Genomic DNA, 24,253 nt, shown 5'->3' with positions numbered 1-24,253 from the left:
GCCCTTATTCCGAAGTACTGGTGATCGGAGCTATAAGAAGCTAAAGTGAGTTCACTGATCGAAAGAAATTCAGAAAGAGGCCCTCGACCCCACGATCCCGGTATCGACTCTACTACGCAAGGTCAGACTTGCCGCAGCAAAGTTGAAACTCGACACCGTCGAAGATTGGGTATCGAACGAGCTCGACGGCTATGAAACAGCGGTCCCAGCATATCGAATGATGAAAGGTACCGTCCGGTATAACAACGGCTATACCGGCTGGCAGACCCTTCTCGGCGACACAAGTTCCTTCTCTGGAAAAGGGAAACGGTCAACCTGTCGCTCAGATCGAAGCGATGTTGGAGCCCGCCGATAATCGGACTTTCCAGATCCAGTTCAGTGGGAAGCTCGCGGAAATCATTTCAAGGGCTGCTGGCGGCGGCCAAGCTTCTTATGCGCTGTTTATAGATCGAGCACAGCTTTCCGGTGTGCTATCGGCCGTTAGAAATTTGGTTTTGGACTGGGCGATCAACCTCGAAAAGAGCGGAATCAAAGGTGATGGAATGAGCTTCTCAGAGAATGAGAAAAAGATAGCCGAAAGCTCCGCTGCCAATATCACGATCGGCAATTCATTCGCTTGTCGGCTCGATTGGCAACCATAACTCCGTCGGGTCCATCACGGTAGGCACGATCTCCATCGACGCTGCAAGATCTGTTGTGTCCCAACTCAGGGCGAATGCTGCTGCCCTTGCCGAGTTGACGGCCGATCCGGCCGGCTTCAACGAACGACTTCAGAAGGTCGATCAGGAAGTCATGAAGCCTAAGCCTGACCCGTCGTTGGTAAAGGCTGCTCTGACGGACATTCGCGCCGCCTTGTCCGGAGCCGCGGGCAACCTCATTGCAAGCGGCGCCGTGACTCTCCTGAATAATGTTCTGGGAACAGGCGTCCCCGCGTAGGCTTGAAGTTCGCCGAGGGAGGAAGCGTCAATATGAAACCAAGCGTGTCGGATGATCTCTATGCGCGAACCAGCCCCGCTCTTTTAGCAGTGCACGCCTGCGAGAGAGCCGCCACTGAATATGATGCAGCAACCTCGGGCGACACGGCACGGTGGTTCTTCGCAATCACAGACATTCATCAAGCTCTGACAGCGGCGCTGGTCGAGACGCTCAGTGGCACAGCTGGGATAGGCGCTCTGCCGAAGAAGTTACAGAAGGAATGGCTGGACTATTTCAAGGCCAGGAATGATGCCGACATTGAGCCGCCTGCCGAGGAGCGGGTGGTTGTATTCGGAGAACTTCTGAGCCGCGCATGCGACGCGGCCAACGTTCACGACATGCATGGAACGCTCGTGCTCACAGAAGGGGAGAAGGACGATCTTCTGAGCTTAAATGGCTTCCGGAACGACTTGGCGCACGTCAAGCCGCGCGGATGGTCACTGGAGATCGCCGGTTTGCCGCGGATGTTCGGAGCAGCAGCAAAAGCCTGCCGCCAACTGTTCGACATGGCTCCCCTTCGGCTCCACCTAGAAGACGACCAGATTGAACGCGCGCAACGGGCTATTGATGGCATTGCAAATCGCACGGAGCGATGATGTTTCGGAGGTTTCTGATGTTTGTTTCAGCTGCTCCTCAGGAATTGTCATGTGTACACCGGTATATAACCAGCTCTACTGACAGTTTCCGCGTTAGGGTTGGGAGAAAGCTCAGAAACCTCACAAACCTCAGATGGGTAGAATTCTAATTTTGGAGTACGAATTGACTGCTTTACGCAACCTACGTTCGCGGCGCGCTCAAAGCGCTCGATCGCGTCCATTGTGGATGTCATGATTAAATCACTATGCTGCGATACGCCAAGCAGGCGCGTCAGAATAGGGTGGCTCTCGTTCCAAAAGAATGGCGATATATCTTTCGGCCTCAGTGACAACACCTATATTGCGCCGAAATTTGAGGCGATTGTCGGTATTTGGAATGCCTACAACCGGGTAAAGACGACGTTCGAAGTGGTCTCAGACCCTTCGGCTGCAGTTCAGGTCGTTAACCCTCATCTAACGTGGCATGCGCCAAACTACTTTCACCTAAAGAGCAAAGGCCAGCGCGCACAGGATGCGTCATTTCGAGGCATCGCAAATATTCCACTTATGCTGCAGCAGGATTTGGAGGTGCCATGGATAAAAGCAACGTCAGGCCCCGTTTCCGGCCTTAAGACTGCTACCGGATCAATGAGGGGACGCTGGGAATCGGAAGTGCTCGCACTCAAAATTCCGAGTGAGATGGCTTCAGTTCAGATCAATATCGATTTTGTCAGGCCAGACGCAACTAAGGGGATGGGTCATCGCTCTCAATGGTACCTAGCATGGCATGAGGTTGGGATTAACGATGGCGTTTACCTACCCTCATTTCCCGACGCTTTCGTGGGCGCACTTCCACTGACCATTATGGCCGGTAATGCGAGTGGCACGACAGAGGGAAAGTGATCCGTACGGCGACCTCACCATTGTTGATCGACTTGGCCACGAACCTGCCACACAGCGCCGTGAATGTCCTTGGTCACTAGTTCAATCGATCGCCCGCCGATGATGGTGCCACGAAACCGCGCCAGATAGCGGCCGAAACTCTTTGAGGCGAATACGCCATTGCGCCCCAGAAAAGCGGCGAACACCTCTCGCATCTCGGTGCTCTCCGAGGACATTATGCGCGATTTCGCGGACCGTGAACCTGCCGGTCGGCAGAGCCTCGATGATCTCAGCAAGTTCCGCCTTCTCGGGGTCCTCTGCTCGCATCGCATCGACATCGCCCCGGCAATCGCCCATAGCCAGCCAGATCAGGACCGATCTCACGGTATCTGACCAGTCCTCAAACGCCCCCATGGGCGAGGCTTGGCTTGGCGCACCGGCAGACAGGTAAGCTCGGACGATGGTCAGCGCGGCGGCAACGAGTTCGGAGCGCTTCCGCAGCGCGACGCCCGTCGCATCACGGTCAAAGCGGCGCTCGTCAGGCCGCTCGCATTTAGCGTCCAGTCGAATGCGAACGGAGCGGCGGTTCAAGTCGCCGTGGATCGACAGGTTGTTGCCCGTGGCGCAGATCAGCGCGGTCGAAGGAATGCGGACATTCTTGGACGCGCCGAGCACCCGGACCTGAACCTCCTCCTGGGTGAGAAGCTGGCAAAGCTGATCGCTCCGCAGGATGTGCGTCACGTTGTCGATGCTGATAATCTGATCGCCCGCAAGCGCGGCAGCGCCGATCCGTTTCTCAAGTTCGGCCTCATCCTGCGTCGGCGTGACGACTGCGGCCTTGCGGCCCGTTGCCAAAATGGCGGCGATGTCAACCAGAAGGCTCTTTCCGGTCCCCGCCGCAGGCGCGGTCACGGTGAACATCGGGACCGTTTTCAGGCTAGGACGCATGACACTGGTGATGAGCAGCGCCAAGGCGGCAGCGCGGTCAGAGTTATCAACGAAGGGAAACCCGTCGATCGGCTCTACCAGCACGTCCAGAGCTTTCGCCGCGTCGCGTTTAGATGGGTTTTCAGGAACCTGCCTCCAGATGCGGTCCCCGACCAGCAGGAGGCCAGTGGCCTTGTCGTATCCAGGCGCGCTGAGCACCGTTCCGTCATGCCGCAGCGTCGGCGCGCTGATGATGGCCCGCAGGCGCGGCACGGTCCAGCCATGACCCTTGCTCGCGAGGATCATGCGAGCGACTTCCGTCGGGCAGTCGCACGGCACGAACTTGTCGGCGCGCGCATCCCATTTCGCAAATGTGGCGTGGCGAGTAGGCTCCCTCAGCGTTGCGCCATGCATTGTCATAGACAAAGGTCAGCCGGCCGCGTGCGTCACTTCGGATACGACCGACTTCGTTGCCATCCAAGAGTGCAATGAGCTCAGCCATTAAGGCTTGCCTTTTTTGGCTTTCGCCACGATGGCGTCCAGATCGACGGCGGTTTTCGGGGCACTGCGGCCCGCGGAGGGATTGCTGTCTGCATCGAGCTTAATGCCGAGAGCATCGAGGACGCGGAGGATTAGCCCGAGTTCTGCGCGCGGATGTCCATGCTCGACTTCAATGAGCCATTGGCGACTGACACCAACCTGTTTGGCCAGCGTCGACTGATCGAGCTTGAGGCGTTTGCGCCGGTCGCGGATGACGGCGCCAAAATCGGCTGCGGTACGTGTAAGCATGGGAAATCCGAATGTCAGCGTTCGCTTTACATTATCAGATGTCGCCATTCGCTGACATTCAAAAATGTCGCCGTTCGTCGACATTACCAAATGTCGTCAATCGACGACATTCGTTGACTCAGATACCCGACATTTTCAAGGGCCTACAGCAGGCTTAACCCCGCATTAACCACGCCCGCTCCGCTGCAGCCAATTCCTGGCTGTCATGATGACGCGGAAATGGGTGTCTGTCAGATATCCGGGGTCATCGCGATGGTCGAATGACCAAGGCGCTCCGGAACCACCTTCGGCGGCAATTCGAGCTCGCCGTCTGGTGATCCCGGCGGCAATCTGCGCCGGCTACAGGCCCCTTTTGAGAATGTAGTCGGGGCCGATGATTTCTACATCCTCCATCGGGCTCGGAAATACCAGCCCGAGCTCGGTCTTGTAGCACTGGAGCTTCCATGCACGCAGCGCATTAAGCACGATCGGCGGCGTCGCGGTCCGTTCAGGGTCATCGGGGCCCTAAGCCGTTCTTCCTGACCTACGCGAGCAATGTAGAGCCGAACATGAAGCAGGCGAAGAGCAGCAGGACGAAGAGCGTTCCGAACGTCCCTTCGAGGGATCGTGACATCAGCATTTCAATGCGTCCACTTTCGTCCACCAAGCCCCATCGACTTCATGCCGTGGACCAGTCCGGCCAAGATGTCTGGATTGCTTGCCGTCTGGCTCGACGTCCGCGAGTACGCTATCGACTCCAGGAGTTTTCCTTGCACCTCTCAAACACCCGTCGCGATCGTGTTGATGCGGCTCATCGCGGCATCATGGTCACGTAGCGAGTTCTCAGCTTCCGCCTGATCGACGTCTTCGATGTCGAACGGATAGAGGATGCGTATCTTGCGCAGGATCGAACGAAGGTTCATCGGCTCCTCCGTCACAGCACCCCTTCGATCTTGCCCGATAAGAGATCGACCTTGGCCTTCGTATCCGTCACGGTTTGCAGGGCGACTTGGATGCCGTTGCAAGCTTCGGTGACGATTCCCGTATTGACGCGCACCGCTTTCAGTAAGCTGCGCGTTAGAAACATGCATATTTTCCGACCATCGATTGAAGGGGGCCATTCGCATCATCTGGGAGCTCACGGTTCGGTGAAGCCTCTTCTGCCGTCACTCAAGGGAGGCCGGTCGATCGCATTGAATGACCTCATGACAACCCGGTAGTTGTCCAACCGCCCCGACCTGGCGCGCTTGTCGACGCCAGGTGAACAGCAGGCTATGAGCCACCCCGTGCCGCGTGTCACCCCGCAGACCGTCTCGCCGGGCTGCAAGGTCTCTTGGACAAGGCGGACCTTCTCGTCGTAACTCGATCGCCGCCGATCTCGGCGCCCAACACATTGACCTGCATTCCCGACTTGACCTTAAAGCTAGGAAAAACTCCAACGAGCTTGATAAGCGCGTACGCGAGAAGCAGCGCCTCACACGCGAAGAAGCGGAGCGATCATCGCGGCACGGCCGCTTGGCAAGCTTGGCAAGGGATTATCGCCACAGGAACCCGGAAATCCATCCCGTCACGCTTACATCAGCGATCACACGCCATGTCGCATCAGGGCCACCCCCAGCTCAAGCAAGTCAGGCAGCGGGCGCGGTTCGAGCGGATAACGGACGTTCGACGACCTTTGTGCGCACGACATGGCCTCGATGCGCCGAAATCCCGCGATGCCGATCAGATAGTCTGCTGAGTACCACGGGGCTCACCAACCAATCGAGGTCGCACTAACGCGTAATGACGGAGTTGCGCCTGCCTAGATTAGCTTTTCGCATCGGCTGCGCTGGGCTGGCGTTGCTCGCCGGTACTGCCATGCCAGACACCTCTAGCTGCAATCGGCGGGATGCGCTCGGCACGGGGCGGGTGCTCGCTGTCGATGCCGCGCTCTTCCCGCGCGTGGGGCTGCAGAACTTTCCAGAGACGCTTCCTCTCGCGGACCATGAAGTCGTCCTCACCTTCGATGACGGACCGCGGCCGCCGAACACGGATAAGGTACTGGCCGCGCTCGCACAGGAATGCGCGCGAGCCACGTTCTTTCTGGTCGGCCGATCGTCGGCGGAATTTCCCGAACTCGTGCGGCGTATGGCCGCCCAGGGGAACACCGTAGCGTCCCACAGCTGGTCGCATCCGAACATGTCGAAAATCTCGTTCGAGCAGGCGAAAGAGGACATCGAGCGCGGTATCGCCGCCGTCGAAATGGCACTCAACGGTGTGTCCACCAAAATGCCCTCGACACCGTTCTTCCGGTTCCCCTACTTCGACGCGACACCTGCGACGCTCGATCTCTTGCAGGCGCGCGGAATTGTCGTGTTCGGAGCTGACCTTTGGGCGAGCGATTGGGAGAACATAACTCCAGAGCAGGAGCTCACAACCTTGATCGAGCGGCTCGAGGCCGCTCGTAAGGGCATCATTCTGCTGCATGATGCGCAGACGCGGACGGCGGCCATGCTGCCTGCGTTCCTGCGTTACCTGCATCAGAACGGGTATCGGATCGTGCATCTGGTGCCGGCTGCCGCCAAGAGCGCTGAAGCCCCTTGAAGTCTTGGCACCGCGCCTTCCCGCAGTGAAGGCGCGCGAGAAGTGTCGGAGATCACCTCCTGGGGGCAGAGACGGCTACGGGCGACCTTGTGGCCTGATCGGGTTCGATTTGCGAAGCCTCAACGTGACGAAGCTGTTCCTGCGGCACGGCGATCATGCCGCCCTGGGCGGCTTTGCGCCAAAGCGAAACAAGAGCTGCCCCACTTCGGCGGCTGGCCTGGCGCCGCTGAACAAGAATCCTTGCACCTCGTTGCAACCCTCGGCCCGAAGCCAATCGAGTTGCTCCGTGGTCTCCACCCCTTCCGCTGTCGTCGTGATGTTGAGGCTCCGGCCGAGGCCCGAGATCGCCCGCACGATGGCCCCGCAATCTGAGCGTTTCGCCAGATCCTTCACAAAGGAGCGATCAATCTTGATCTTGTCGAAGGGAAAGCTGCGCAAGTAGCTGAGGCTCGAATAGCCCGTTCCAAAGTCATCCAGCGATATGGAGACGCCGAGGTCGCGGAGCTGGTGCAGGATCGCAAGATTTGCCTCCGTCTCCGCCAGAAACACCGATTCTGTGATTTCAAGCTCGAGCCGCTTCGGGGCCAAGCCGGAATTCGCCAGCGCTGAAATCACCACCTGAACCAGATTGCGGCTACGGAATTGCACCGGTGACAGGTTGACCGCGACCTTGATCTCTAAAGGCCACTTTGCCGCCTCCTTACAGGCTTCGCGCAGCACCCATTCTCCGAGGGGCCCGATCAGCCCGATTTCTTCCGCAAGGGGAATGAATTCGGCCGGCGAGATCATGCCCTTCTCTGGGTGCGGCCAGCGCAGAAGCGCTTCGAAACCTGAGATCTTGTCGCTCGCGATCTCGACCAGCGGCTGATAGTAGAGCTCGAACTCGTTGCTGGCAAAGGCGTGGCGCAAATCAAGCTCCATCTCGCGCCGTCGCTGCACCTGCTGATCCATCTCCGGCTCGAAAAAGCGATGCGTTCCGCGGCCATCCTCTTTGGCGCGATAGAGCGCGATATCGGCGTTACGCATCAACTCGGCGCTGCTCGCGCCGTCGCCTGGTGACAGCGCGATTCCGACCGAGGCACCGATAATGACCTCGATATCGTCAATCTCGTATGGCGCACTCAATGTTCTGATCAGGTCGTCCGCGAATTGGCTCACATGCGTCGGCGAGGTATCATCCGTGAGAATGATCGAAAATTCGTCGCCGCCGAGCCGTGCCGCCAGATTGTTGCCGGCCACCCTGGACCGCAGCCGGTCGGCCACTTGCTCGAGCAGGTGATCGCCGATGAGGTGGCCGAACGAATCGTTGACGTTCTTGAAGAGGTCGAGGTCGATACAGAGCGCCGCAACGCGGTTGCCGGCTGCATTAGCGCTTTCGAGTGCCTCTCCGAGCCACCTCTGGTGGAGTGCACGGTTAGCGAGGTTGGTCAACCCGTCGTGAAGTGCCATATGGGCGATGCGGGCCTCGGCCTTGCGCCGTTCGGTGATGTCGACCACCACAACCAGATAACCCTCGCGTCCCTCGATCATGAGGCGCCGCCCAAAGGTCAGCGCAGAAATCTCAGTGCCATCAGCCCTGACATGGCGCCAGGGATGTTCGGACTGAGAGATGTCGCCCGCTTCTCGCAGCGCCCGCGTATAGCTGACCCGCTCGTCGTCTGGCCAGATCTCCTGAACTTTCATTCGCAGGAAGGTCTCGCGAGCATAGCCATAGTGCTGCACTGCCGCGTCATTGACCCTCACGAAGTCCATTGTCTCGGCATCTAACGCCCACATCGGCATCGGATTACTGTCGAACAGCAACCTGAACGAGGCGTCCCGGCGCTTGAACGACGTAACGTCGGAAATGACCACGGACACGATGTCTCCGAAGGCACTGAGGCGCAAGCGCAGGCTCTGATCACCGTATTCGAGCTCGAACTGGTCACCGAATTCATTCGCGACCGCGGCGCCCAACCGCTCCATCACCTCTTCCGAACAAAGCAGATGGTCTGCATTGCCGAGGCGCTGCCACAGCAAGCTGCCCTCTTCCACACCGAGGAGCCTTGCGGCTGCCTGATTGTTGTGCACAACTTGAAAATCAAATGGCCTGCCCGCGGAATCGCGAACGGTTGAGAGCGCGATAACGCCATCGTCGGTCTTGGAAAAGATTGCATCGATCAAATTGTATTCTGTAGCGCGCTCGTTGACATAGACGCCGACCAGCGTACGGGCCCAACGCGATAAGGTCGGCAGCGCCAGCACGTCGTAGGTCCGTACCATGCCGGCTTGCACGCAATGAGCGGTTGCGAGATAGGGATGGTTGTTTGCAATCGCATTCGAGGCCGCCTCGGTGAGGGCTGTCGCGCAGTCTGGACGCAACGCATCAAGCGGAATGTCCCAGCGGGCATCGCCCAACCAGTTCTGCACATAACGGCCAGTGCGCGAAACAGCAAACGCGCCATCGTCACACCTGAGCAGCACAAGATGATCGGCAAGCCGCCCGAGGCTCCCCAGCAGCACATTTTCGTAGCGGGGAAGCGTTTCGCCGGGCTCGAGCGCAGCTTGCCACTTGCGCCGCAGGATCGGCATGTCATTGAGCAGCCTGGTATCTGATTCCACGGATTGCCTGTTCGCAGCACTCATCACACGCCCCGCTGACCTAAGCTTCCTGCCCGGACGGCATAAAATCCAGCTTGGCTTAATTCGCTCTTAAAAGATGCGACGGTCGCGCTCTAGCCCTGCTGATCGATGGCGTTGCCTGGAACATCGGGCCCGATCGTCTTTCGCGCCTCACAACGCAGAAACTCTGCGGCGATAAGCCAGAATTCGACGAAAAGCGTTGCCAGTGTCGCGATGACGACGAGAAGCTTCGTAGCTAACGATTTGAGCGTCACGCATTCTACGAAGGAGCGCCGTCAGTTTCGTTCGATTTTTTTGTCGGATGTCGGATTTGTGCGACCACTATTTATGGACGGTCGCAGGCGTCAGCAGGTCCACAATGTTGATTGTGCTTGAAAGGCCCTCCCAGGGAGATGCGCGATAACGAAGCGCATGTTAAAGAAATGTGACGATTGCCAGCGCGAGGAGGCCACGCATGAAAAAGAGCGATGTGACGTGCTTTGGATGCGGTGCTGGCTTTCGCCGTCTTGAGCTTACGTCTGAACGCGGCATCCAAGGAAACTACCACTGCCCTGCTTGCGGCACACTGATCGAGGAGCTCGGAGCGGCTCACCTCGTGATTTATCGCTTGACTGTACAGCCTTCCACCAAAGCGATCCGCAATCAATAACGCGTCTGGGTTGCCCTGGCCTGGAAGGAGCCTAAGTGGGTTCGCTCACTGTGGGTATCTGACAGTGAGATCGGCGCGACCCTTTCCTGAACTCCCGAACAGCATCCTTGGTGGCCTTCAATGGTGGCGCCGTGACGATTTGCTTGCGGGATTTGCTGCACTTGCATCGCCTTACTCGTGAACGGGTTTGCGCCCATTCGCGCTTGGAAGATGCTAAAGAGATTGAACGATCGGGCCGATGCAAAAGGAGTAAATCAATTAAATATCCCGAGAAGGGATCGGAGCACATGATGGGATCAGCTTGGTCTCGTCCCGGCAAAGTCTCACGAGCCAGCGACAGAATGCACGGGCCAGGTCAGGGTTGTCGCTACGGTCGAATGAATAGGCGTTATACTGCATCCCACTTGGCACACGCGAGTTCGGAAGGGCCTTGAGCAGGCCACCACGCACGAGACCGCCAATCACGATCTCCGGTGCACCAAGAAGGGACCTTCCGCTCAAGACGGCAGGCAGTGCCAGATGGTGCTGATCATATCGGGCTCCAAGAGTTACATCGTCCGGAGATAGTCCTTGAGACTTCAACCACGTGACGCTCGTCGTGTGGGCATTTCGGTGTCCCTTCCTTAGGGCTGCCTTTAAGTTCTCGACGCTGAGTCAGACCGCCGCCAGCGCAGCTCGATGTCTCACTGAGACGCAAATCCGACACTTATCTATCATCGCTTCGAAGTGCCGCCGCGTCGTGAAGTACGACCGACCGATTTTGAAAATATCGAGGTTGGCCCGCCTGTGCTCCGCTTTAAGGGTCGCGCGACTAATCTCGTTTTCAAAATCGATCTCGCAAACAGCCGGCAACGATCTGCTGATCGGGCGGCCGCTCCTCAAATGTCCGAGCGCGCTTCAATTGGGCCGACTGCGCGGCGATGACTTCGCGGCCTTTTTGAAGGCCTGCTCTACGTCGCCTAGTCCGGCATCGAACTCGATGCCAAGTCGCCCTCCGCTCGCCTGGCGGACTTTGACGAGATGGCGGCGACCCTGGTCCAGTACGGACGAGAGCCTCTCCTGCAATTGCTCGGCACTGAGCCCTTACCCACACATGCCTTGTGACAACAAGCCGACAAGCTGCATCAGCCGGTCTCGGTCCGTGGACATTCGATTATTCGCCTTGACCATCTGCTTTTCGGCCGAGTCGACTGAGGCCGCGAGCCTATCGACAGCCGCCGCTAAGCCCTGCATGCGCTCTTCGGCGATCTTCTGAGCGAAGCCTTCGCCATGATTCAGCTTATCGAGGTACTCGCCGTATTGGTCGCGAGCGTCCAGCAGCAGGGACGCCCGGCCGCCCTGTTTGTCGCCCAGGATCGCTTGGATATCGCGGGCGCTCGTCTTTTGCAGGATCGCGTCAAACAACGGCCCCGCCGTTTCAAGCTGCCCTTAGCCAGGTCGTATTGACGATCGGCTTCGCGCAGGAATGGCTCGCGTGGCACGATCGCCGGCGAGAGGCATTGGAAACCCAGCGGCATAACCGGCAGGTCTTCTGGACACGTTTGCGGCTTTGGCCGCGACGGTTGCCGGGGCAAGTGCGGCGCTTGGTTGGGCCTGGACGATCTTTCACAATTAGCCCTCGGCGTACCACGCAATGGATATTCGACAAATTTTTGACGCAGCCAATTGGGATTTACTCCCCCTGCTGCTAAGACCGCGATCGGCACCTGCCTAGGAACGGCCGCCGTGCGGCATCGTCCTTTATAGGCTCGGCCGAGCTGAGATCGTGTTCGACTACTACTGCGTCCGTCAAAAGGTCCTCAAGCAGGCACGGGAAGATCGGAAAGAACGATACGAAAGCCAAGCGTCCTTGAGCTTTCTGCGCGCGAGAAGGACTTCCCAGCATAATCGGGACGTCCAGGCATCATGATGACGGATAGCTTTGAACGGAAAGTTCGCAAGTCGCTCCGCTAACTGGCTAAGGAGCGAATTCGAATGATCCTTCAATCCGGAAACTATTGGGTCATCGAGCGCGAAATCCCGCCCGACGATGATACGGATGCGCTCGCAACGGCAGGCCCGACCAGGCGTGCGCCAACGGCGCAGTCGATGAAAACCGTTTCGGTGGGTTCGTCGGACAGCGACGCAGCCCGCAACTTGAGCGCGTTCCATATCTTCAGGGGCCTACTATGGGGATGAACGTCATCGCATCCATGTCTATCTCAGTTCTGGCTGGGCTCTTTCTCGCGACGCTGACGCGCAACGCGTGCACACGGGCCGAGCTCGTGGACAAGGCCGACGCTTATGACCAAGCAATCTGGGACTCCAGCAACAAGCAAATCCTACTCAATGCGGTGCGCGCGAGGCAATGGGCACCGATGTCGTTTGTCGGCTATGGCGACGTGCTCGCCAGCCCACATTTTTTTTGAAATGCCGGGGGTACATTCAATTTCTCCCCGTCGGGCCTGAGCAACTATGCGCTCAATCCAACCGTCTCCTACGCGGGCGGCCTCTCGCAATGCACGATCAATAATCTCAATCATGAGAAATTCGCGACAGCGATGCGAAAGCCGATCGATTCCGAAGCTTGTCGAATATTTTCACGAGCTCAATTGGCCGATTGAGATGATGAACCTGCTTTCAGATGCCGCCAACCGAGTATTAATGGTTGATCCGCACCACGAAATCCAAATGCAGCAGCGACACAGCTGGACGCACGCAAGACAGGATTGCAGGGGGCGACGGCTGACCTTCGACGACGCCACTATCCTCAACTCGGCGCGCGTGTTCTGCACTATGAACAAGTTTCAATATACGCTGCGAATGCTGCGTCTCCTGAAGGAAAAGAATTATCCCGTTTCGGCCCAGAAGGCATCTTTATTCTCTTGGCGAGCTGATCGCAGCGCAAAACTACTCGGTCCAGCGATACCGGCCACAGCTCTTCATTGTGAGCGAGGTAGGCACGCCTCGTCGACCTTTCGTCGTGCAGCGAGGCGTGTCCGCCGGCGCCGCTGTTCAGGTCATGTTGAATGGCGAGGGATTCTATATACCAAGACCACAGCTGGGCACGGTCGAGCAAGCCCGATCGCTTCAGGTGCTGGATGTCGTATCACAAGCCATTGTGATGGCGACCTCGAAGGACAGCCTGCCCAAGACAAATAGCGTCGGCCTAGTTGCCGTACGTTGAAGGGCTTGCCTGCTGGAGGGGGAAGTCCCGTCGCCGGGTGCGAATAATTTTTGTGACACATCTTGCGATTGTCACATACTGCAGCAACAATTGGCTCGGCAAAGCAACGGGAGGGGCCGGTGGGTAGGATCACGCGTGCAGTCGCGTACTGCAATAATGAGGTCGCCTTCATCGCCTGGGACGTGGAAGAAATGATCCCCGGCTGTCTCGGCTTCGACATCGTCCGGGTCTATCCCGACACGGGCGAGCGGCGGGCCCTGTCTGCCTGGGTGCCATTTGAGGGGCAGCACAACCATGGCTGGAAAGAGCAGGATACGGGCGTCTGGCCCGTTCAGAAGACCAACTGGCGCGATCTGACCTTGCGCCGCCGCCGGGATCGGGCCGAGCGCCGCCCGGACAACGTTAGGGTCAAATATGAGATCCGGCCGGTCGGCCGCATGGCCGACGGGCTGGAGCCGGTGCCGGTTCGACAGAAGAAGACCTATGACGGTCCGGTCATCTCGCTAGGCTATCTCGGCGACGCTGTGGAGACCAACACTATCCTCATCACCTCCAACTACGGGGATGTGAAGGCAGCCTTCAACAATGGCATTATTGCCGGACAGTGGCTGCGGCACGCCATTGAGGAAGAGAACAAGGACTTCAACAAGGATGTGCTGACCGCCGAGGTGGAGGATCAGCATAGTGCGATACGGGAATATCTGTCCGGCGATCTGATCTCGTTTCTCAAGAGCATGATCGACCGGGCTCTTGAGAGCGGCGGCAAGGTATTGCTCGCGCTCTATGAACTGGACGATCCCGAGCTGATCGACCTTCTGATCCGCAATAAGGCGATCGTGCGGATAATCCTCTCGAACTCGAGTGCAGATCGGGATACGGGGGAATGGGATAAGCGGAACGCTCCTGCGCGTACCAAGCTCAAGGCCAACAAGGTGGAAGTGCAGAACCGCCTCTTCAACAATCGGCATATTGGCCACAACAAGTTCGCGGTCTATCTCGACAGTCATGGTGACGCTCAGGCGGTCATGACCGGCAGTACCAACTGGACATCGCTCGGCCTCTGCGGCCAGACAAACAACTCCATTATCATCGAGAATGCCGACATCGCGGAGGGATACCGCGCCTATTGGCAACGATTACACGATGATGAGATCGATGACCCCGATCCACCCTCCGCGTCCGGTGGGAGCAATGTTCAGGGTGAAGAGCTGCGCACCGAAGATCAGAAGCCGGTCGCCGCCAACCTGACTTCGTCGCAGGCGCGTCTCTGGTTATCTCCGAATACAAAAGGGAAAACGCGGAACATCAAGAAGGCGCCGCCAGACCTCGATGAGCTGTTCAATCTGATGACGCATGCTGAGCAGGCCATCTTCTTTCTTGCCTTCCTGCCCTCGCGCGGTGGCCTCTACAGCATCATTGAGACCGCACGGCGCGCCGGCGAGACCAATCCCAATCTTCTGGTCGTCGGAGCCATTAGCGATCCCACCGCCATGCCCGGCTATCAGGCAAAGAAGGAGGAGGACGGCGAGGAGGAGGACGAAACCCCGGAGGAAGCCGCGGCGCGGAAGCCTTATGTCTATGACGAGCGCCACACGCATATCGTGCGCGCGAGCAATCTCGGCGCCGGAACGGCACTCGGAGATTTTGAGGCCGAGATCCTCAAGCTCGGCACTGCCATCGTCCACGACAAGGTCGTCGTCATCGATCCGCTCTCGGACAACTGCACCATTGTCACGGGAAGTCATAACCTTGGCTACAAGGCCTCCTACGAAAATGATGAAAACATGCTCATCATCAGGGGCGACAAGAAACTGGCGCAGGCCTATGCGGTGCACATTCTTGATGTGTACGATCACTACCGCTATCGCGCCTGGCAGGCGAAGAACAAGCTCGAGGGAAAGCCGGTCTTCCAGGGGCATATTGATTTGAATGATGACTGGCTTAAGCGGTACGTCGACGGCTCCAAGGGCGACATTACCCAGTACTTTCTGACGTGATTTTCGGGCGCAATGGATGCGTCGTTATCGGTTTTGCACTGCTGTCTTTTTTTCTCGAAAGGATTCGATCCATGCGAGTTGCCCTGAGCCTTACCGCTTTCGCCTGTGGCGCGCTCCTGAACTGCATTCAGACGGACAGTGCCCGCGCCTGGGGTGACGAGGGTCATCAAGTGGTCGCTCTGGTTGCCCAGTCTTTCCTGGAGCCTGACGTGCGAAAGCGCGTGAACGCATTATTGGCCGCGGATACCGACTCGTTGACCGGCCATGACATTGCCTCGGCCGCGACATGGGCTGACAAGTACCGCGATGCCAATATTGACAATTCCCGCGAGCGCACGCGGCAATGGCATTTTGTCGACATTGAGGTCTCGGCGCCGAACCTCGATCAGGCATGCTTCAATCATCCCGCGCTGCCCAGCGGCAAGCCCGCATCAGATGGCGACAAGGATGACTGCGTTGTCGACAAGATTGAGCAATTTTCGGCGGAACTTGCCGACCCCTCGACCGATGCCGAGGAGCGCGTGGTGGCCCTGAAATTCCTGCTTCACTTTGTGGGCGATGTGCACCAACCGCTTCACAGCTCCGACGATCACGATCGTGGCGGCAACGACAAACGCGTCTCGGCCGCCGGCCTGAGCGCCGGCAATCTGCATCACTTTTGGGACACCGAATTCGTGATCCAACTTGGTCCGGATGCGCGAACGATCGCCTCTGACCTGATTGGCCATATCACCAAGCAGCAGCAGACGCAGTGGCAGACCGGAGGGCCCGCCGACTGGGCGAAGGAAGCTTTTGCGATTTCGAAAGACGACGCTTATGGCGCCCTTCCCTCCCCGAACCCGCGCGGAAGCTTTCGCCTGACCGACGATTACGTCACAACGGCGACAAATGATGCCGCCCTACAGCTGAGCAAGGCGGGGGTACGCCTCGCCATGATCCTGAATCAGGCACTTCGAAAACCGTAGCACGGCAACTCTCTGACTGCGCGCGAAGCCTCCCTGCATGATGCAGCACCGGCCTCATAGCACGCCGACGCGCCTGACTTCCCCAATGGTTTGAGAAATGGCGCGCCGTCGGTGCTGTCGGTGAAGGCTTTCAGCTCACTCATCACCATCTCCGACCACCAAGCACCTTGCCCTTGACCGGCCCCCGCTGAAGCTTCTTCAAAGCGTCGCGCTGGGCGGAGAGAACTTTCGATCTTGGAGTGCATGCGCTGAGCAGGGCTTTGGCTGATGAGGTGGCAATGCGCGCGCTGGAGCAGAAGGATCTCCCTGCGCTGCCGGCCCACCTGCGCGTGCATGAGCTCGATTTCACTCCGGATGAAGTCAATGTTCGGCATTTCTCGCCTCTCAACCTCGAATGAGGCCACTAGAACAAAAACGGAACACACAATCAACTTAAACGTTGAGGGAGGCAAACTCTTAGGAGGTTCAAATGGCGGACAATACCCAAAAAGACCCCGAGGACTGGGTTTCCGGCGATGATCCAATGACTGGCGCCCAGCAGTCCTATCTGAGGACCCTCAGCGAGCAGGCGCATAAGCCCGACCCGACGGGCAAGACGCTCACCAAGGCCGAAGCGTCCGAGCTAATTGACCAACTTCGTGAAGAGGCCGGCCTGGAAAAGTAGCCGCACCGACCACAGACGGTGGGAATAGGTTGCGAATCCCTGCCTTGTGCTAGCCGGCCGGGACGGGACACGACCGATCCGGGTTCGTCCGCCCTGGCGGGAGTGATCGACATGCTGATGATGAGGAGGCGAGCCGGAGGGTCGAAGGTTGGGCGCGTAGTGTCCTCCAGGACGCGGGCGCTATTCGCGAGTGCGAAGACCATGACTGGATGAAAGATCGTGCCGATCCGCATGCGCGTGATCGCGCCCGTCGGATCGCGCGCGAAGAACCGGCCTTCGGCCTCTCGCCTGACGAGGCCATAGCTGCCATCGACGACATACTACGCCTCGATCGGTGATACTTGTCCGGAGTGCCCAACGGATCAAGGTTGAGATGCTTGATCTCAAGGACTGCTCAAATTGCTCATTTTGAGCAGCAATCTCCTCGACGCGCTGCCATCGTCGTCAATGGCGCTTCGGCCACTTCCCGCGGTGGCACAGACGACCCAATCTCGACCTCGCTTCAGCGTGCCTGCAATGCTCCTTGCGACACCTGAATAGCTGGCTGAGACGAAGGCCGGCCATGCGAGCTGCCTCGGAAACACTGGCACCGAGCTGCAGCGATGCTGCAACAAGCCGCTCCTTCTCATCCAGCGATCACCGCGACGCCGCTTCTCGTAGGATTACCGCGGGGGCCTGCTATCGCGTTCGTCAAACTAGGTGGCCTTTCGCGGAGGTATATGACTCGGCGTACGGTCCCACTGCCCCGCGCTTAGAGAGAAAGATGCCGTTGACCAGCGCTCAGTCGCCGCCCTCGCGTCTCGTCCACAGCACGCCGTCGCACCACACGTGGTCAACGCGATTCCACTGGCAGGCAGATGCCGCATTCGGGAAAAAGCCGCGTCCATTGTGATTGGCGCTGGTGTTGCATAGTAGCGGAATGCCTGTGAGGCCTTCGTATTCGACGAGAAGTTCGGCGATCTTGTGCCGAGAGGTCCTGCAAATGGTCTGCAATCGCGCAGATCCGTCCAGATGCACAACAGCGGGGATCTTATCCCGCCATTCTGCTCGTGTTAGGTGCTCGAACAGCATGTAAGGGTCTGGCGTTCCGGGACTAAAAATATCCGGCGCCCGATCCTCCAGGCATATTGGCGCTACAGGCCGGAAGTGCTCGCGAAGTTTGATGTCGTTGAGACGGTCCTTCATTTGCGGCGATGTCGCCGCGGCCAGTATGCTTCTGCTACCGAGAGCCCGAGGTCCAAGCTCCGCGCGGCCGGCAAGAAAAATGACGGGTTTGTTGCTGGCGAGAATGGTTGCAAGTTCACGCATGCTGCATGGTGAGCCGCCCCATCCGGGCGGCATGTCGCCTCGTTCCACGGCTGGACCACTATAGACGGACCATTCCAATGGTACAAAACCTTGGTCCGCGGCCAATGCGGAGCAAGCAGCACCTATTGCCGAGCCACTGTCATTCGGAAAGGGTGGCACCCAGATAGCATCGAACAAGCCGGCAGCTCGTAGTGCACTATTCCATTTTATGTTGAGACCGCAGCCACCGACTATGCACAGATTGCGCGCGGGAAACCTCGAATGTCTCTGTATAGCACTCGCCAGTTTGCTAACGAGCAGACGCTCTTGGAAGCAATGAAAGGATGCAAGCACATCTGTGGGGGCTTTGGCCTTTAACCGTAGCACGCAGGCATCGAAGAACGCATGGACAGGCTCAAGCGCGGCATCCTCGCTGCAACGACCGACTGGCTCCGTGAACATGCTAAAGTGCTTTTCATAGAGCTCCTGAAACACCTCGACGATGCTTTCATCGACCGAACCGAGCGCGATGTAGGCCATCAACTTGCCCGCAACACCGAGGTCCCACCTGATGCGGTTAGCCTGCTTGTATGGTCCGAAGTGATAGCCTGCGGCAGCATAAGCATGCCCGATCAGCGGAAAGAGGCACTCGACGAACCTGGCTGCGTGGCGTTCCACATGGTAGAGCCGTGGAAAGGAGGCGCCGTCCCAAACCAGACAGAACGCGGGTTGCCCGGCCTTGGCGAAAGGACTGGTACAAAAAGCGGAAGCCACGTGACCTGTGACATGCGGATAGCTTTTATAAGGGAAGGCGCTCTCCTTGAGCATCAGCCCAGCGCCGTCGTGCGCTATGAGGAGGCCGTCGGCATCGCCCTCAACATACGGCGCCCCTTTCAGGGTAATGGGCGCAGTCCCGCTGAGAACCTGAAATTGTGACTCACTCTCGCCCCACCATCCATCGATGACGAACCGGTCAACGTCCCGCGGATCCAAACCGTGTTCTGCCAAGGCGACAACAACCGCATCGAGATTGTGGAGCTTTTGATATCGCGGATTATTGTCCCGCTTCTCCTGCTCCACACAAAAGACCAGCCTTCCGTCCTCGACAAGGGCGACTGCTCCGTCATGAGTCAGTTTGATACCGCAGATTCGCATACAGTCTCCGAACCTAATGTCAGATACACTCGATTTGAACGCTCTCCCCAACTGCTGCTCATGTCGCGAGACTCAGATGGGCTCCCATCTTTCACGATGCACGCTCTGGGCCAGTTCCAATCAGAGGAATCGCCGGCAATTGTCTGATTAAAGTCGAGATTGGAGGCTGCTTGACCGATTCGTGACACCCAACGTGTTCGGTTTCGGACCAAGCACTAGGGCCTACAGCAACAATTTCCATGCGCACGACCGGGGGCCTCCCTTATGCCTAGCGAGGTAGAGCGAACGAGTGCAGCGAAATTCTCTGCCGGCTAAACGAGATCATGGCTGCCACGAAATGGCTTACCGTGAAACGAACGCGCTTCGTAATTCAGTTAGCGCCTAGGCATTCGCGCTAGCACGACATTATGCATCGTGGCGACTGCGCATATCGTAGGTGCCATGTGCCGAGATTTCGGCAGTGTCGGCAACACCGATGCACTAGTCTGCACCGCTTTGGGAGTGACGGCACTTGGAGAAAACAAACAGATGCTCCTTCTTAAGTCGTGTCTCGCTCAACGTCGCGAACAGCCCTGATCGTTGCACCGTCGTCTGTGTTGCGTGAAGACACAGGGACGAGGATGCCATCGACGGCTACGGCTCGGCAGTACAGGATCCGGGATCATGGCGGCTTGGTATATCCGCCTACCCACCTTTTATCTCAGCGCCGCCGATCGAGCCGCGTTTTGCCGCCAAGGACGTGGATACCTGTCACCTCGGGCTCGAAGGATTTCGCACACAAGATAATTTGGCCGCGCGCGCCGCGACAGAGCGGTTGAAGCTGACATATTGCAGTTTCTGACCACACGGTTTGAAGGCGCATCGTCATGCGTTGCTGCGCGCAAGCGACACGAGTCGTTCTGGCCACGATTCATGGTCCTGATCAATCACCAGTGTTAGTGGTTGATCAGACGAGCGTCGAACGCCACTCTCTGGCTGCTTAGAGCTCCCTTTCTTAGGCTGGTCGTCTTTGGAGACCCGCTTTGGTGGCTGGACGCAAGAAATAAAAGACAAGAGTGAAAGATCAGAAGGCTTTCGTCGACTTTAAGCCCCCGTTCCTACTCGCTCCGGTGTGGCGCGTTTCGCACATGGTCGTAGCATCCTGAACATCCGCGTGGTGCTTAAACGACGCACAATATCCCCTCGATGGCTGGAACGGCTTGTCTTCCAACTCTCCTCGTTCCGGAAATGCCACCCAGCACATGCAAAAGGCTGGTACGACGCTTGCTTAGGATGAAGCGAAGTGCCATCGAGGCGCCCCGCCAGAGCGACTCCTTAACAAGTGGGTGACTATATGTCCGGTGTCGCCGGTGCGTTTTTCTGCGCTTCAAGCGAACCATCGCCGCGTGTCGTTGATCAGCTGACCAAAATGATTCCGACACTTGCACTCCGTGGGCAAGCGGGTGTCGTCGTCTCTGCCTTTATGCAAGAGCGTGGACTCCGACATGGAAGGGCCTTTCAATCGAACGATGGCTCGGTGCGCATTGACTGCATCGAACAGGACCCGTGCTTTCGGCCTCATGTTGCAATCGCGCAGATCCGTAGCAGATCCTGTGGAGCTGGGAATGGCGACGACGTGCAGTCAATTCCTGGCCGCCATTTTGCCATTGCTCTGGACGGCGCCTTGGTGAACGCTCATGAACTCAGGAGCGAATTACTCGCTCGAAGCCAACTGATAGATACGAACACAGACGCCGAGCTCTTGCTGAGGTGGATTGAACACTCTTGCGAACGAGACTATTGGCGTCACGGCCGGCCCGCAAACTACGAAGCTATCTTTCGCGAGCTTGATAATCGTATCGATGGTGCCCTTAGTGCGCTTTTGCTAGATAAGGATGGAGATCTTGTTGCATACCGCAGTCGAAGCGGTTTGCGACCATTGGAGACTATGCGAGCAAGTAATGGCTTGTTGCTCTTTGCTTCTGAAAATTGTGCCTTCGCAGGCTTTGAAGGTGAGATCAGCCAGCTCTTGCCTGGGAGCATACAGCGCGTGGATGCTAAGACCGGCGCCAGCGTTGACCATGCCCTGAACTGCGGAGGACATAAGGCCAAGCTCTGCGCGTACGAAGCTCTCTATTTGGGAAGTCCAAATACGTCGGTCGAGGGCCATTCACATCGCCAAACACGTTACAATATCGGGCTCTCTTTGGGAAAAATCGTTGCGGAGCGACTTCAAGCAGAGCCACTCTTGATGCCGCCAATCGTCTCCTCAATGCCAAATACTGGGGGCCCGTACGCCGATGGTCTATTTGACTCTCTCGCCGAACAGGGTGTGCTTGCCGAGCGTAGTGACGTAGTGGCAACGCAATTTCATGAGCGAACGCTCCTCGGCAGAACCAGCGCCCGGCAATCTTGCATTGCCCGGAAGTATCGAGTGTCGGAACCCGCCGTAGCTGAACGGATCGTAATAGTTGTCGACGAAGCCCTCATTCGAGGCGACACCAGCCAAGCCGTCACAACGATGCTCCTTGCCGCTGGAGCCAAAGACGTACATTGGGCGATAGGTTCTCCCCCTATAGTTGCGCCAAACTACTACGGCATGGGTATTGATACGCTAGATGAGCTCGCATTCTGGCAGGCATTGAAGCGGCTTCCATCCGAACTGCGCGCCCAATGCCTTCGCTTCCACAGGATGGAGCCGCCAGCGCTCAGAATCATTGAGACCAACATTGCGACGGCGATCCAAGCAGCATCGATAACTTATCTGCCTTTCCGCGCCCTTGTATCCGTTCTGGCCAACAGGCTAGAGGGCATCGATCTGTCACCGTTCACGTTCGACATGCCGACCCCCGCTGGACGGCAGCGCGCGCGTAGACACTTGGAAGCGTTGCTGGCCGCTCTTCCTGTCAATACCCGTCTGAGGTCAGGATCATGAAACCCGCTCTCGTATTTGACTGGAACGGAACACTGCTCGATGACACCTATGCGCTGCTCGAAACGACCAATGTCATTTTGGACCGCTTTGGTCGTCCGAGCATCGATATAAAGACCTTTCGAGATCGTTGTGATGTTCCCCTCTCTCGTCTCTACCTTAGCCTTGGAATGTCGCGCGAAGAGATTGAGGCAGTGGAGCGTGACGATGGCGCACTGTTTCACGACTTATACGAGCCTCTTGCGGACAAGGCCGATCTACGTGAGGGGGCGCGCAGACTGCTCGAGATGGCGCGACGACAATCCGCTCCACTCATCATCCTCAGCAACCACATAGTCGCGCCTTTACAGTCCCAGCTGAGGAGGCTTGGAGTAGATCACTACATCACCGATGTGCTCGCTTTTGAAAGCCGCGCCACGCAATACAAATCGATGAGCAAAGGAGAGCGGCTTCGGCTTTATATGCAAAAGTACGACCTGAAGCCCGCCTCAACCTTCATCATCGGCGATATGCCCGTGGAGACTGATATTGCACGTAATCTCGGTCTGACGAGCATATCCATTACCGGAGGATTTGTTTCGACCTCGCGCCTGCAAGCCGCGCGTCCAGATTACACGATCAACAACCATCACGAGCTGCTGCCCATCCTGCAAAGCCGTGGCTACTTTTCGGAATGCTAAGTCATGAGCAAGGGATCATCAGCGAGCGCGGCTCCCAGACTGATCAAGCAGAGCGTAGGGCTTATCGGAGCGGGGCGCATGGGAACAGGTATAGGCATCAGCCTGCTGCGTCAGCAACGCGAACTCCACATCAAAGTCAACAAGAAGCGGTTCGGTGCCGATCGCCTGATAAGTGCAGGGGCCCGCGAACATCCGTCGATCGCTGAGTTGGCGCAGCATGTAAGTGTGGTGGTGTTGTCCTTACCGTCCAGCCGCGAAGTTGAGACGGTGTGCCTTGATGACGATGGATTATTTGTCCACATGTGCCGAGGAGGCTTGATAATTGATTGCACAACCTCGTATCCTGCCTCGACTATTGCATTGGCGAAAACGGCGCAAAAACGAGGTCTAAGCTTTATTGATGCTCCAGTAACACGAAGCCCCGAGCAAGCAGAGCTCGGCCTTCTCAATGCGATGGTTGGATCGGATACAACACTTTTTCCCGTCGCTGAACGCATTCTTGCTGCGTTTTGCGAGACCGTGATGCATGTTGGAGATGTCGGACACGGCCACAAGTTCAAGCTTGTTTACAACAGCATGACTATGGGCATAGCTGCGGTCGCCGCTGAGGTCTGCCAATTCGCGGATAGTCTTCAGATAGATCTTGTAACACTACGGTCTTTGGTCAGTCGGGGCGCTACGAACAGTGGAATATTCCAAGCCTTCGCCGCCTTTTTGTTGGGAGAGAAACCGGATGCACTGGCGATCTCGATTGCAAATGCTGCAAAGGACATCGAGTGTGCTGTGCGCCTAGCGCGCGAGAGTGCCGTTTCCGTGCCGGTCCTGGATGCTGCCGCGCAGGAACTCAACCTCTCAGTTGTCGCAGGCAAAGGTGAACTGACCCTACCACATTTGGCCCTATCGTAAACGCTTGGTATGGCTCCAAGCGGGCCATTTTTCCACGAGTCCGTGGTGCCCCTCGACTCCCTCGTCAGAGAACGATGGTTAGGACGAGACGGTCCGCATCTTCAAAGAAGTCAGCGGCGTTTCATATAAGGATGGGCGGAGTTCGATCCAAACAGCCTCAAGGTCAATCGCATTCGCGAGGAAACCGAGTATGGCGGACTGCGTGTCACCGCCGACGTATTGTTCCGCCAAGGCCCGCGATATGGCCTTTGATGATGCGGTCGAACCGGGTCTACTGGAAATGGACTTGTCAGATCTCCACGATGTTCCTGCTCCGCATCTGCGCGCTTATCCGCGTGAGATGGTCATCGCCGAGAAATTCCAGGCGATGGTCATGCTGGGCCGCGCCATATTCGTGGTGCTCGCGGGCTATCACTGGCGCGGAGGCTTGAGGGCTTTGGCACACGCAGCTGTTATCCGTCCGCGCCGATCTGCCGGACAAAGTATCTTACTTCTGCTTCCGCCTGAATGAACAATAAGGTGTCAGTCCAGCAAAGAAAAA

General features: G+C 57.6%; 24 protein-coding genes. 16 read left to right on the top strand and 8 right to left on the bottom strand.

Annotated elements, in window-relative coordinates; genetic code table 11:
- Positions 1–67: 67 nt before the first annotated feature.
- The 5 genes from AC5V87_RS07220 (at position 68) to AC5V87_RS07200 (ending at position 2,453) form a co-directional block, all read left to right on the top strand.
- Positions 68–355 carry an AbiTii domain-containing protein gene (locus AC5V87_RS07220; RefSeq protein ID WP_495371846.1) on the top strand — a complete coding sequence of 96 codons (288 nt, stop codon included), beginning with the start codon at positions 68–70 and terminating at the stop codon, positions 353–355.
- Positions 336–641: an AbiTii domain-containing protein gene (locus tag AC5V87_RS07215; protein WP_495370441.1), complete on the top strand. Its 306-nt coding sequence runs from the start codon at positions 336–338 to the stop codon at positions 639–641. The genes AC5V87_RS07220 and AC5V87_RS07215 overlap by 20 nt, the downstream gene beginning before the upstream one ends.
- A 55-nt stretch (positions 642–696) precedes the next feature.
- The gene (locus tag AC5V87_RS07210) at positions 697–936 is read left to right on the top strand and encodes a hypothetical protein (RefSeq protein WP_495370440.1); all 240 of its coding nucleotides are present in this window, start codon (positions 697–699) and stop codon (positions 934–936) included.
- Between the two features lie 32 nt (positions 937–968).
- Entirely contained in the window at positions 969–1,571 is a 603-nt protein-coding gene (locus AC5V87_RS07205) for a hypothetical protein (protein WP_495370439.1), read from the top strand.
- 231 nt (positions 1,572–1,802) lie between these two features.
- Positions 1,803–2,453, top strand: a complete 651-nt coding sequence (locus tag AC5V87_RS07200; RefSeq protein WP_495370438.1) for a hypothetical protein — start codon at positions 1,803–1,805, stop codon at positions 2,451–2,453.
- Between the two features lie 81 nt (positions 2,454–2,534).
- Here AC5V87_RS07200 and AC5V87_RS07195 read toward each other — a convergent pair whose 3' ends face one another.
- From AC5V87_RS07195 to AC5V87_RS07180, 4 genes are all read right to left on the bottom strand, one after another.
- Positions 2,535–3,665 carry a hypothetical protein gene (locus AC5V87_RS07195; RefSeq protein ID WP_495370437.1) on the bottom strand — a complete coding sequence of 377 codons (1,131 nt, stop codon included), beginning with the start codon at positions 3,663–3,665 and terminating at the stop codon, positions 2,535–2,537.
- Positions 3,666–3,860: 195 nt separating this feature from the next.
- Positions 3,861–4,232, bottom strand: a complete 372-nt coding sequence (locus tag AC5V87_RS07190; RefSeq protein WP_495370436.1) for a helix-turn-helix transcriptional regulator — start codon at positions 4,230–4,232, stop codon at positions 3,861–3,863.
- A gap of 674 nt (positions 4,233–4,906) precedes the next feature.
- Positions 4,907–5,050, bottom strand: coding sequence for a hypothetical protein (locus AC5V87_RS07185; RefSeq protein WP_495370435.1), 144 nt, complete (start codon positions 5,048–5,050; stop codon positions 4,907–4,909).
- 11 nt (positions 5,051–5,061) lie between these two features.
- Positions 5,062–5,214, bottom strand: coding sequence for a hypothetical protein (locus AC5V87_RS07180; protein WP_495370434.1), 153 nt, complete (start codon positions 5,212–5,214; stop codon positions 5,062–5,064).
- A gap of 695 nt (positions 5,215–5,909) precedes the next feature.
- On the opposite strand from AC5V87_RS07180, the gene AC5V87_RS07175 reads away from it, so the two are divergent.
- A complete protein-coding gene (locus AC5V87_RS07175) occupies positions 5,910–6,710 on the top strand; it encodes a polysaccharide deacetylase family protein (RefSeq protein ID WP_495370433.1) in 801 nt (266 codons plus the stop codon).
- Between the two features lie 153 nt (positions 6,711–6,863).
- On the opposite strand, the gene AC5V87_RS07170 is transcribed toward AC5V87_RS07175, so the two are convergent.
- Positions 6,864–9,335: a putative bifunctional diguanylate cyclase/phosphodiesterase gene (locus AC5V87_RS07170; RefSeq protein ID WP_495370432.1), complete on the bottom strand. Its 2,472-nt coding sequence runs from the start codon at positions 9,333–9,335 to the stop codon at positions 6,864–6,866.
- A gap of 89 nt (positions 9,336–9,424) precedes the next feature.
- The gene (locus AC5V87_RS07165; RefSeq protein WP_495370431.1) at positions 9,425–9,586 is read right to left on the bottom strand and encodes a hypothetical protein; all 162 of its coding nucleotides are present in this window, start codon (positions 9,584–9,586) and stop codon (positions 9,425–9,427) included.
- A gap of 200 nt (positions 9,587–9,786) precedes the next feature.
- Here AC5V87_RS07165 and AC5V87_RS07160 point away from each other — a divergent pair, with 200 nt between their 5' ends.
- Positions 9,787–9,981: a hypothetical protein gene (locus AC5V87_RS07160; RefSeq protein ID WP_495370430.1), complete on the top strand. Its 195-nt coding sequence runs from the start codon at positions 9,787–9,789 to the stop codon at positions 9,979–9,981.
- Between the two features lie 1,083 nt (positions 9,982–11,064).
- On the opposite strand, the gene AC5V87_RS07155 is transcribed toward AC5V87_RS07160, so the two are convergent.
- Positions 11,065–11,385 carry a hypothetical protein gene (locus tag AC5V87_RS07155; RefSeq protein ID WP_495370429.1) on the bottom strand — a complete coding sequence of 107 codons (321 nt, stop codon included), beginning with the start codon at positions 11,383–11,385 and terminating at the stop codon, positions 11,065–11,067.
- 570 nt (positions 11,386–11,955) lie between these two features.
- Between AC5V87_RS07155 and AC5V87_RS07150 the strand changes: the two genes are divergently transcribed.
- The 5 genes from AC5V87_RS07150 to AC5V87_RS07130 all read left to right on the top strand — a co-directional run bounded on the left by AC5V87_RS07150 (position 11,956) and on the right by AC5V87_RS07130 (position 16,773).
- Positions 11,956–12,159, top strand: coding sequence for a hypothetical protein (locus AC5V87_RS07150; RefSeq protein WP_495370428.1), 204 nt, complete (start codon positions 11,956–11,958; stop codon positions 12,157–12,159).
- Positions 12,150–12,389 (top strand): hypothetical protein, encoded by a 240-nt coding sequence (locus tag AC5V87_RS07145; RefSeq protein ID WP_495370427.1) that lies wholly within the window; start codon positions 12,150–12,152, stop codon positions 12,387–12,389. Before AC5V87_RS07150 ends, AC5V87_RS07145 begins: the two co-directional genes overlap by 10 nt.
- An 877-nt stretch (positions 12,390–13,266) precedes the next feature.
- Positions 13,267–15,144, top strand: a complete 1,878-nt coding sequence (locus AC5V87_RS07140) for a phospholipase D-like domain-containing protein (protein ID WP_495370426.1) — start codon at positions 13,267–13,269, stop codon at positions 15,142–15,144.
- A gap of 71 nt (positions 15,145–15,215) precedes the next feature.
- Positions 15,216–16,109 carry a S1/P1 nuclease gene (locus tag AC5V87_RS07135; RefSeq protein ID WP_495370425.1) on the top strand — a complete coding sequence of 298 codons (894 nt, stop codon included), beginning with the start codon at positions 15,216–15,218 and terminating at the stop codon, positions 16,107–16,109.
- A gap of 469 nt (positions 16,110–16,578) precedes the next feature.
- Positions 16,579–16,773: a DUF3072 domain-containing protein gene (locus AC5V87_RS07130; protein WP_456840728.1), complete on the top strand. Its 195-nt coding sequence runs from the start codon at positions 16,579–16,581 to the stop codon at positions 16,771–16,773.
- 780 nt (positions 16,774–17,553) lie between these two features.
- Here the strand turns inward: AC5V87_RS07130 and nodU are convergent.
- Complete coding sequence (nodU, locus tag AC5V87_RS07125) at positions 17,554–19,215, bottom strand: nodulation protein NodU (protein ID WP_495370424.1); 1,662 nt, start codon at positions 19,213–19,215, stop codon at positions 17,554–17,556.
- Between the two features lie 1,333 nt (positions 19,216–20,548).
- Here nodU and AC5V87_RS07120 point away from each other — a divergent pair.
- From AC5V87_RS07120 to AC5V87_RS07105, 4 genes are all read left to right on the top strand, one after another.
- Positions 20,549–22,129, top strand: a complete 1,581-nt coding sequence (locus AC5V87_RS07120) for an amidophosphoribosyltransferase (protein ID WP_495370423.1) — start codon at positions 20,549–20,551, stop codon at positions 22,127–22,129.
- On the top strand, positions 22,126–22,806 hold the full coding sequence (locus AC5V87_RS07115; RefSeq protein WP_495370422.1) for an HAD family hydrolase: 681 nt from the start codon (positions 22,126–22,128) through the stop codon (positions 22,804–22,806). The genes AC5V87_RS07120 and AC5V87_RS07115 overlap by 4 nt, the downstream gene beginning before the upstream one ends.
- Before the next feature lie 3 nt (positions 22,807–22,809).
- Positions 22,810–23,712, top strand: a complete 903-nt coding sequence (locus AC5V87_RS07110) for an NAD(P)-dependent oxidoreductase (protein WP_495370421.1) — start codon at positions 22,810–22,812, stop codon at positions 23,710–23,712.
- Positions 23,713–23,902: 190 nt separating this feature from the next.
- Positions 23,903–24,223 (top strand): hypothetical protein, encoded by a 321-nt coding sequence (locus AC5V87_RS07105; protein WP_495370420.1) that lies wholly within the window; start codon positions 23,903–23,905, stop codon positions 24,221–24,223.
- Positions 24,224–24,253 lie beyond the last annotated feature (30 nt).

It is taken from the genome of Bradyrhizobium sp. SOJA106 (genome assembly GCF_059448745.1).
This window is presented reverse-complemented; position numbering and strand designations above follow the sequence as displayed.

Bases quoted from the DNA above. Each gene is read 5' to 3' on its own strand.
- AC5V87_RS07215 (WP_495370441.1), top strand. From the start codon at position 336: ATGTTGGAGCCCGCCGATAATCGGACTTTCCAGATCCAGTTCAGTGGG.
- AC5V87_RS07205 (WP_495370439.1), top strand. From the start codon at position 969: ATGAAACCAAGCGTGTCGGATGATCTCTATGCGCGAACCAGCCCCGCT.
- AC5V87_RS07200 (WP_495370438.1), top strand. From the start codon at position 1,803: ATGATTAAATCACTATGCTGCGATACGCCAAGCAGGCGCGTCAGAATA.
- AC5V87_RS07195 (WP_495370437.1), bottom strand. From the start codon at position 3,665: ATGATCCTCGCGAGCAAGGGTCATGGCTGGACCGTGCCGCGCCTGCGG.
- AC5V87_RS07190 (WP_495370436.1), bottom strand. From the start codon at position 4,232: ATGTCGACGAACGGCGACATTTTTGAATGTCAGCGAATGGCGACATCT.
- AC5V87_RS07185 (WP_495370435.1), bottom strand. From the start codon at position 5,050: ATGAACCTTCGTTCGATCCTGCGCAAGATACGCATCCTCTATCCGTTC.
- AC5V87_RS07180 (WP_495370434.1), bottom strand. From the start codon at position 5,214: ATGTTTCTAACGCGCAGCTTACTGAAAGCGGTGCGCGTCAATACGGGA.
- AC5V87_RS07175 (WP_495370433.1), top strand. From the start codon at position 5,910: ATGACGGAGTTGCGCCTGCCTAGATTAGCTTTTCGCATCGGCTGCGCT.
- AC5V87_RS07170 (WP_495370432.1), bottom strand. From the start codon at position 9,335: ATGAGTGCTGCGAACAGGCAATCCGTGGAATCAGATACCAGGCTGCTC.
- AC5V87_RS07160 (WP_495370430.1), top strand. From the start codon at position 9,787: ATGAAAAAGAGCGATGTGACGTGCTTTGGATGCGGTGCTGGCTTTCGC.
- AC5V87_RS07150 (WP_495370428.1), top strand. From the start codon at position 11,956: ATGATCCTTCAATCCGGAAACTATTGGGTCATCGAGCGCGAAATCCCG.
- AC5V87_RS07145 (WP_495370427.1), top strand. From the start codon at position 12,150: ATGGGGATGAACGTCATCGCATCCATGTCTATCTCAGTTCTGGCTGGG.
- AC5V87_RS07135 (WP_495370425.1), top strand. From the start codon at position 15,216: ATGCGAGTTGCCCTGAGCCTTACCGCTTTCGCCTGTGGCGCGCTCCTG.
- AC5V87_RS07130 (WP_456840728.1), top strand. From the start codon at position 16,579: ATGGCGGACAATACCCAAAAAGACCCCGAGGACTGGGTTTCCGGCGAT.
- nodU (WP_495370424.1), bottom strand. From the start codon at position 19,215: ATGCGAATCTGCGGTATCAAACTGACTCATGACGGAGCAGTCGCCCTT.
- AC5V87_RS07120 (WP_495370423.1), top strand. From the start codon at position 20,549: ATGTCCGGTGTCGCCGGTGCGTTTTTCTGCGCTTCAAGCGAACCATCG.
- AC5V87_RS07115 (WP_495370422.1), top strand. From the start codon at position 22,126: ATGAAACCCGCTCTCGTATTTGACTGGAACGGAACACTGCTCGATGAC.
- AC5V87_RS07110 (WP_495370421.1), top strand. From the start codon at position 22,810: ATGAGCAAGGGATCATCAGCGAGCGCGGCTCCCAGACTGATCAAGCAG.
- AC5V87_RS07105 (WP_495370420.1), top strand. From the start codon at position 23,903: ATGGCGGACTGCGTGTCACCGCCGACGTATTGTTCCGCCAAGGCCCGC.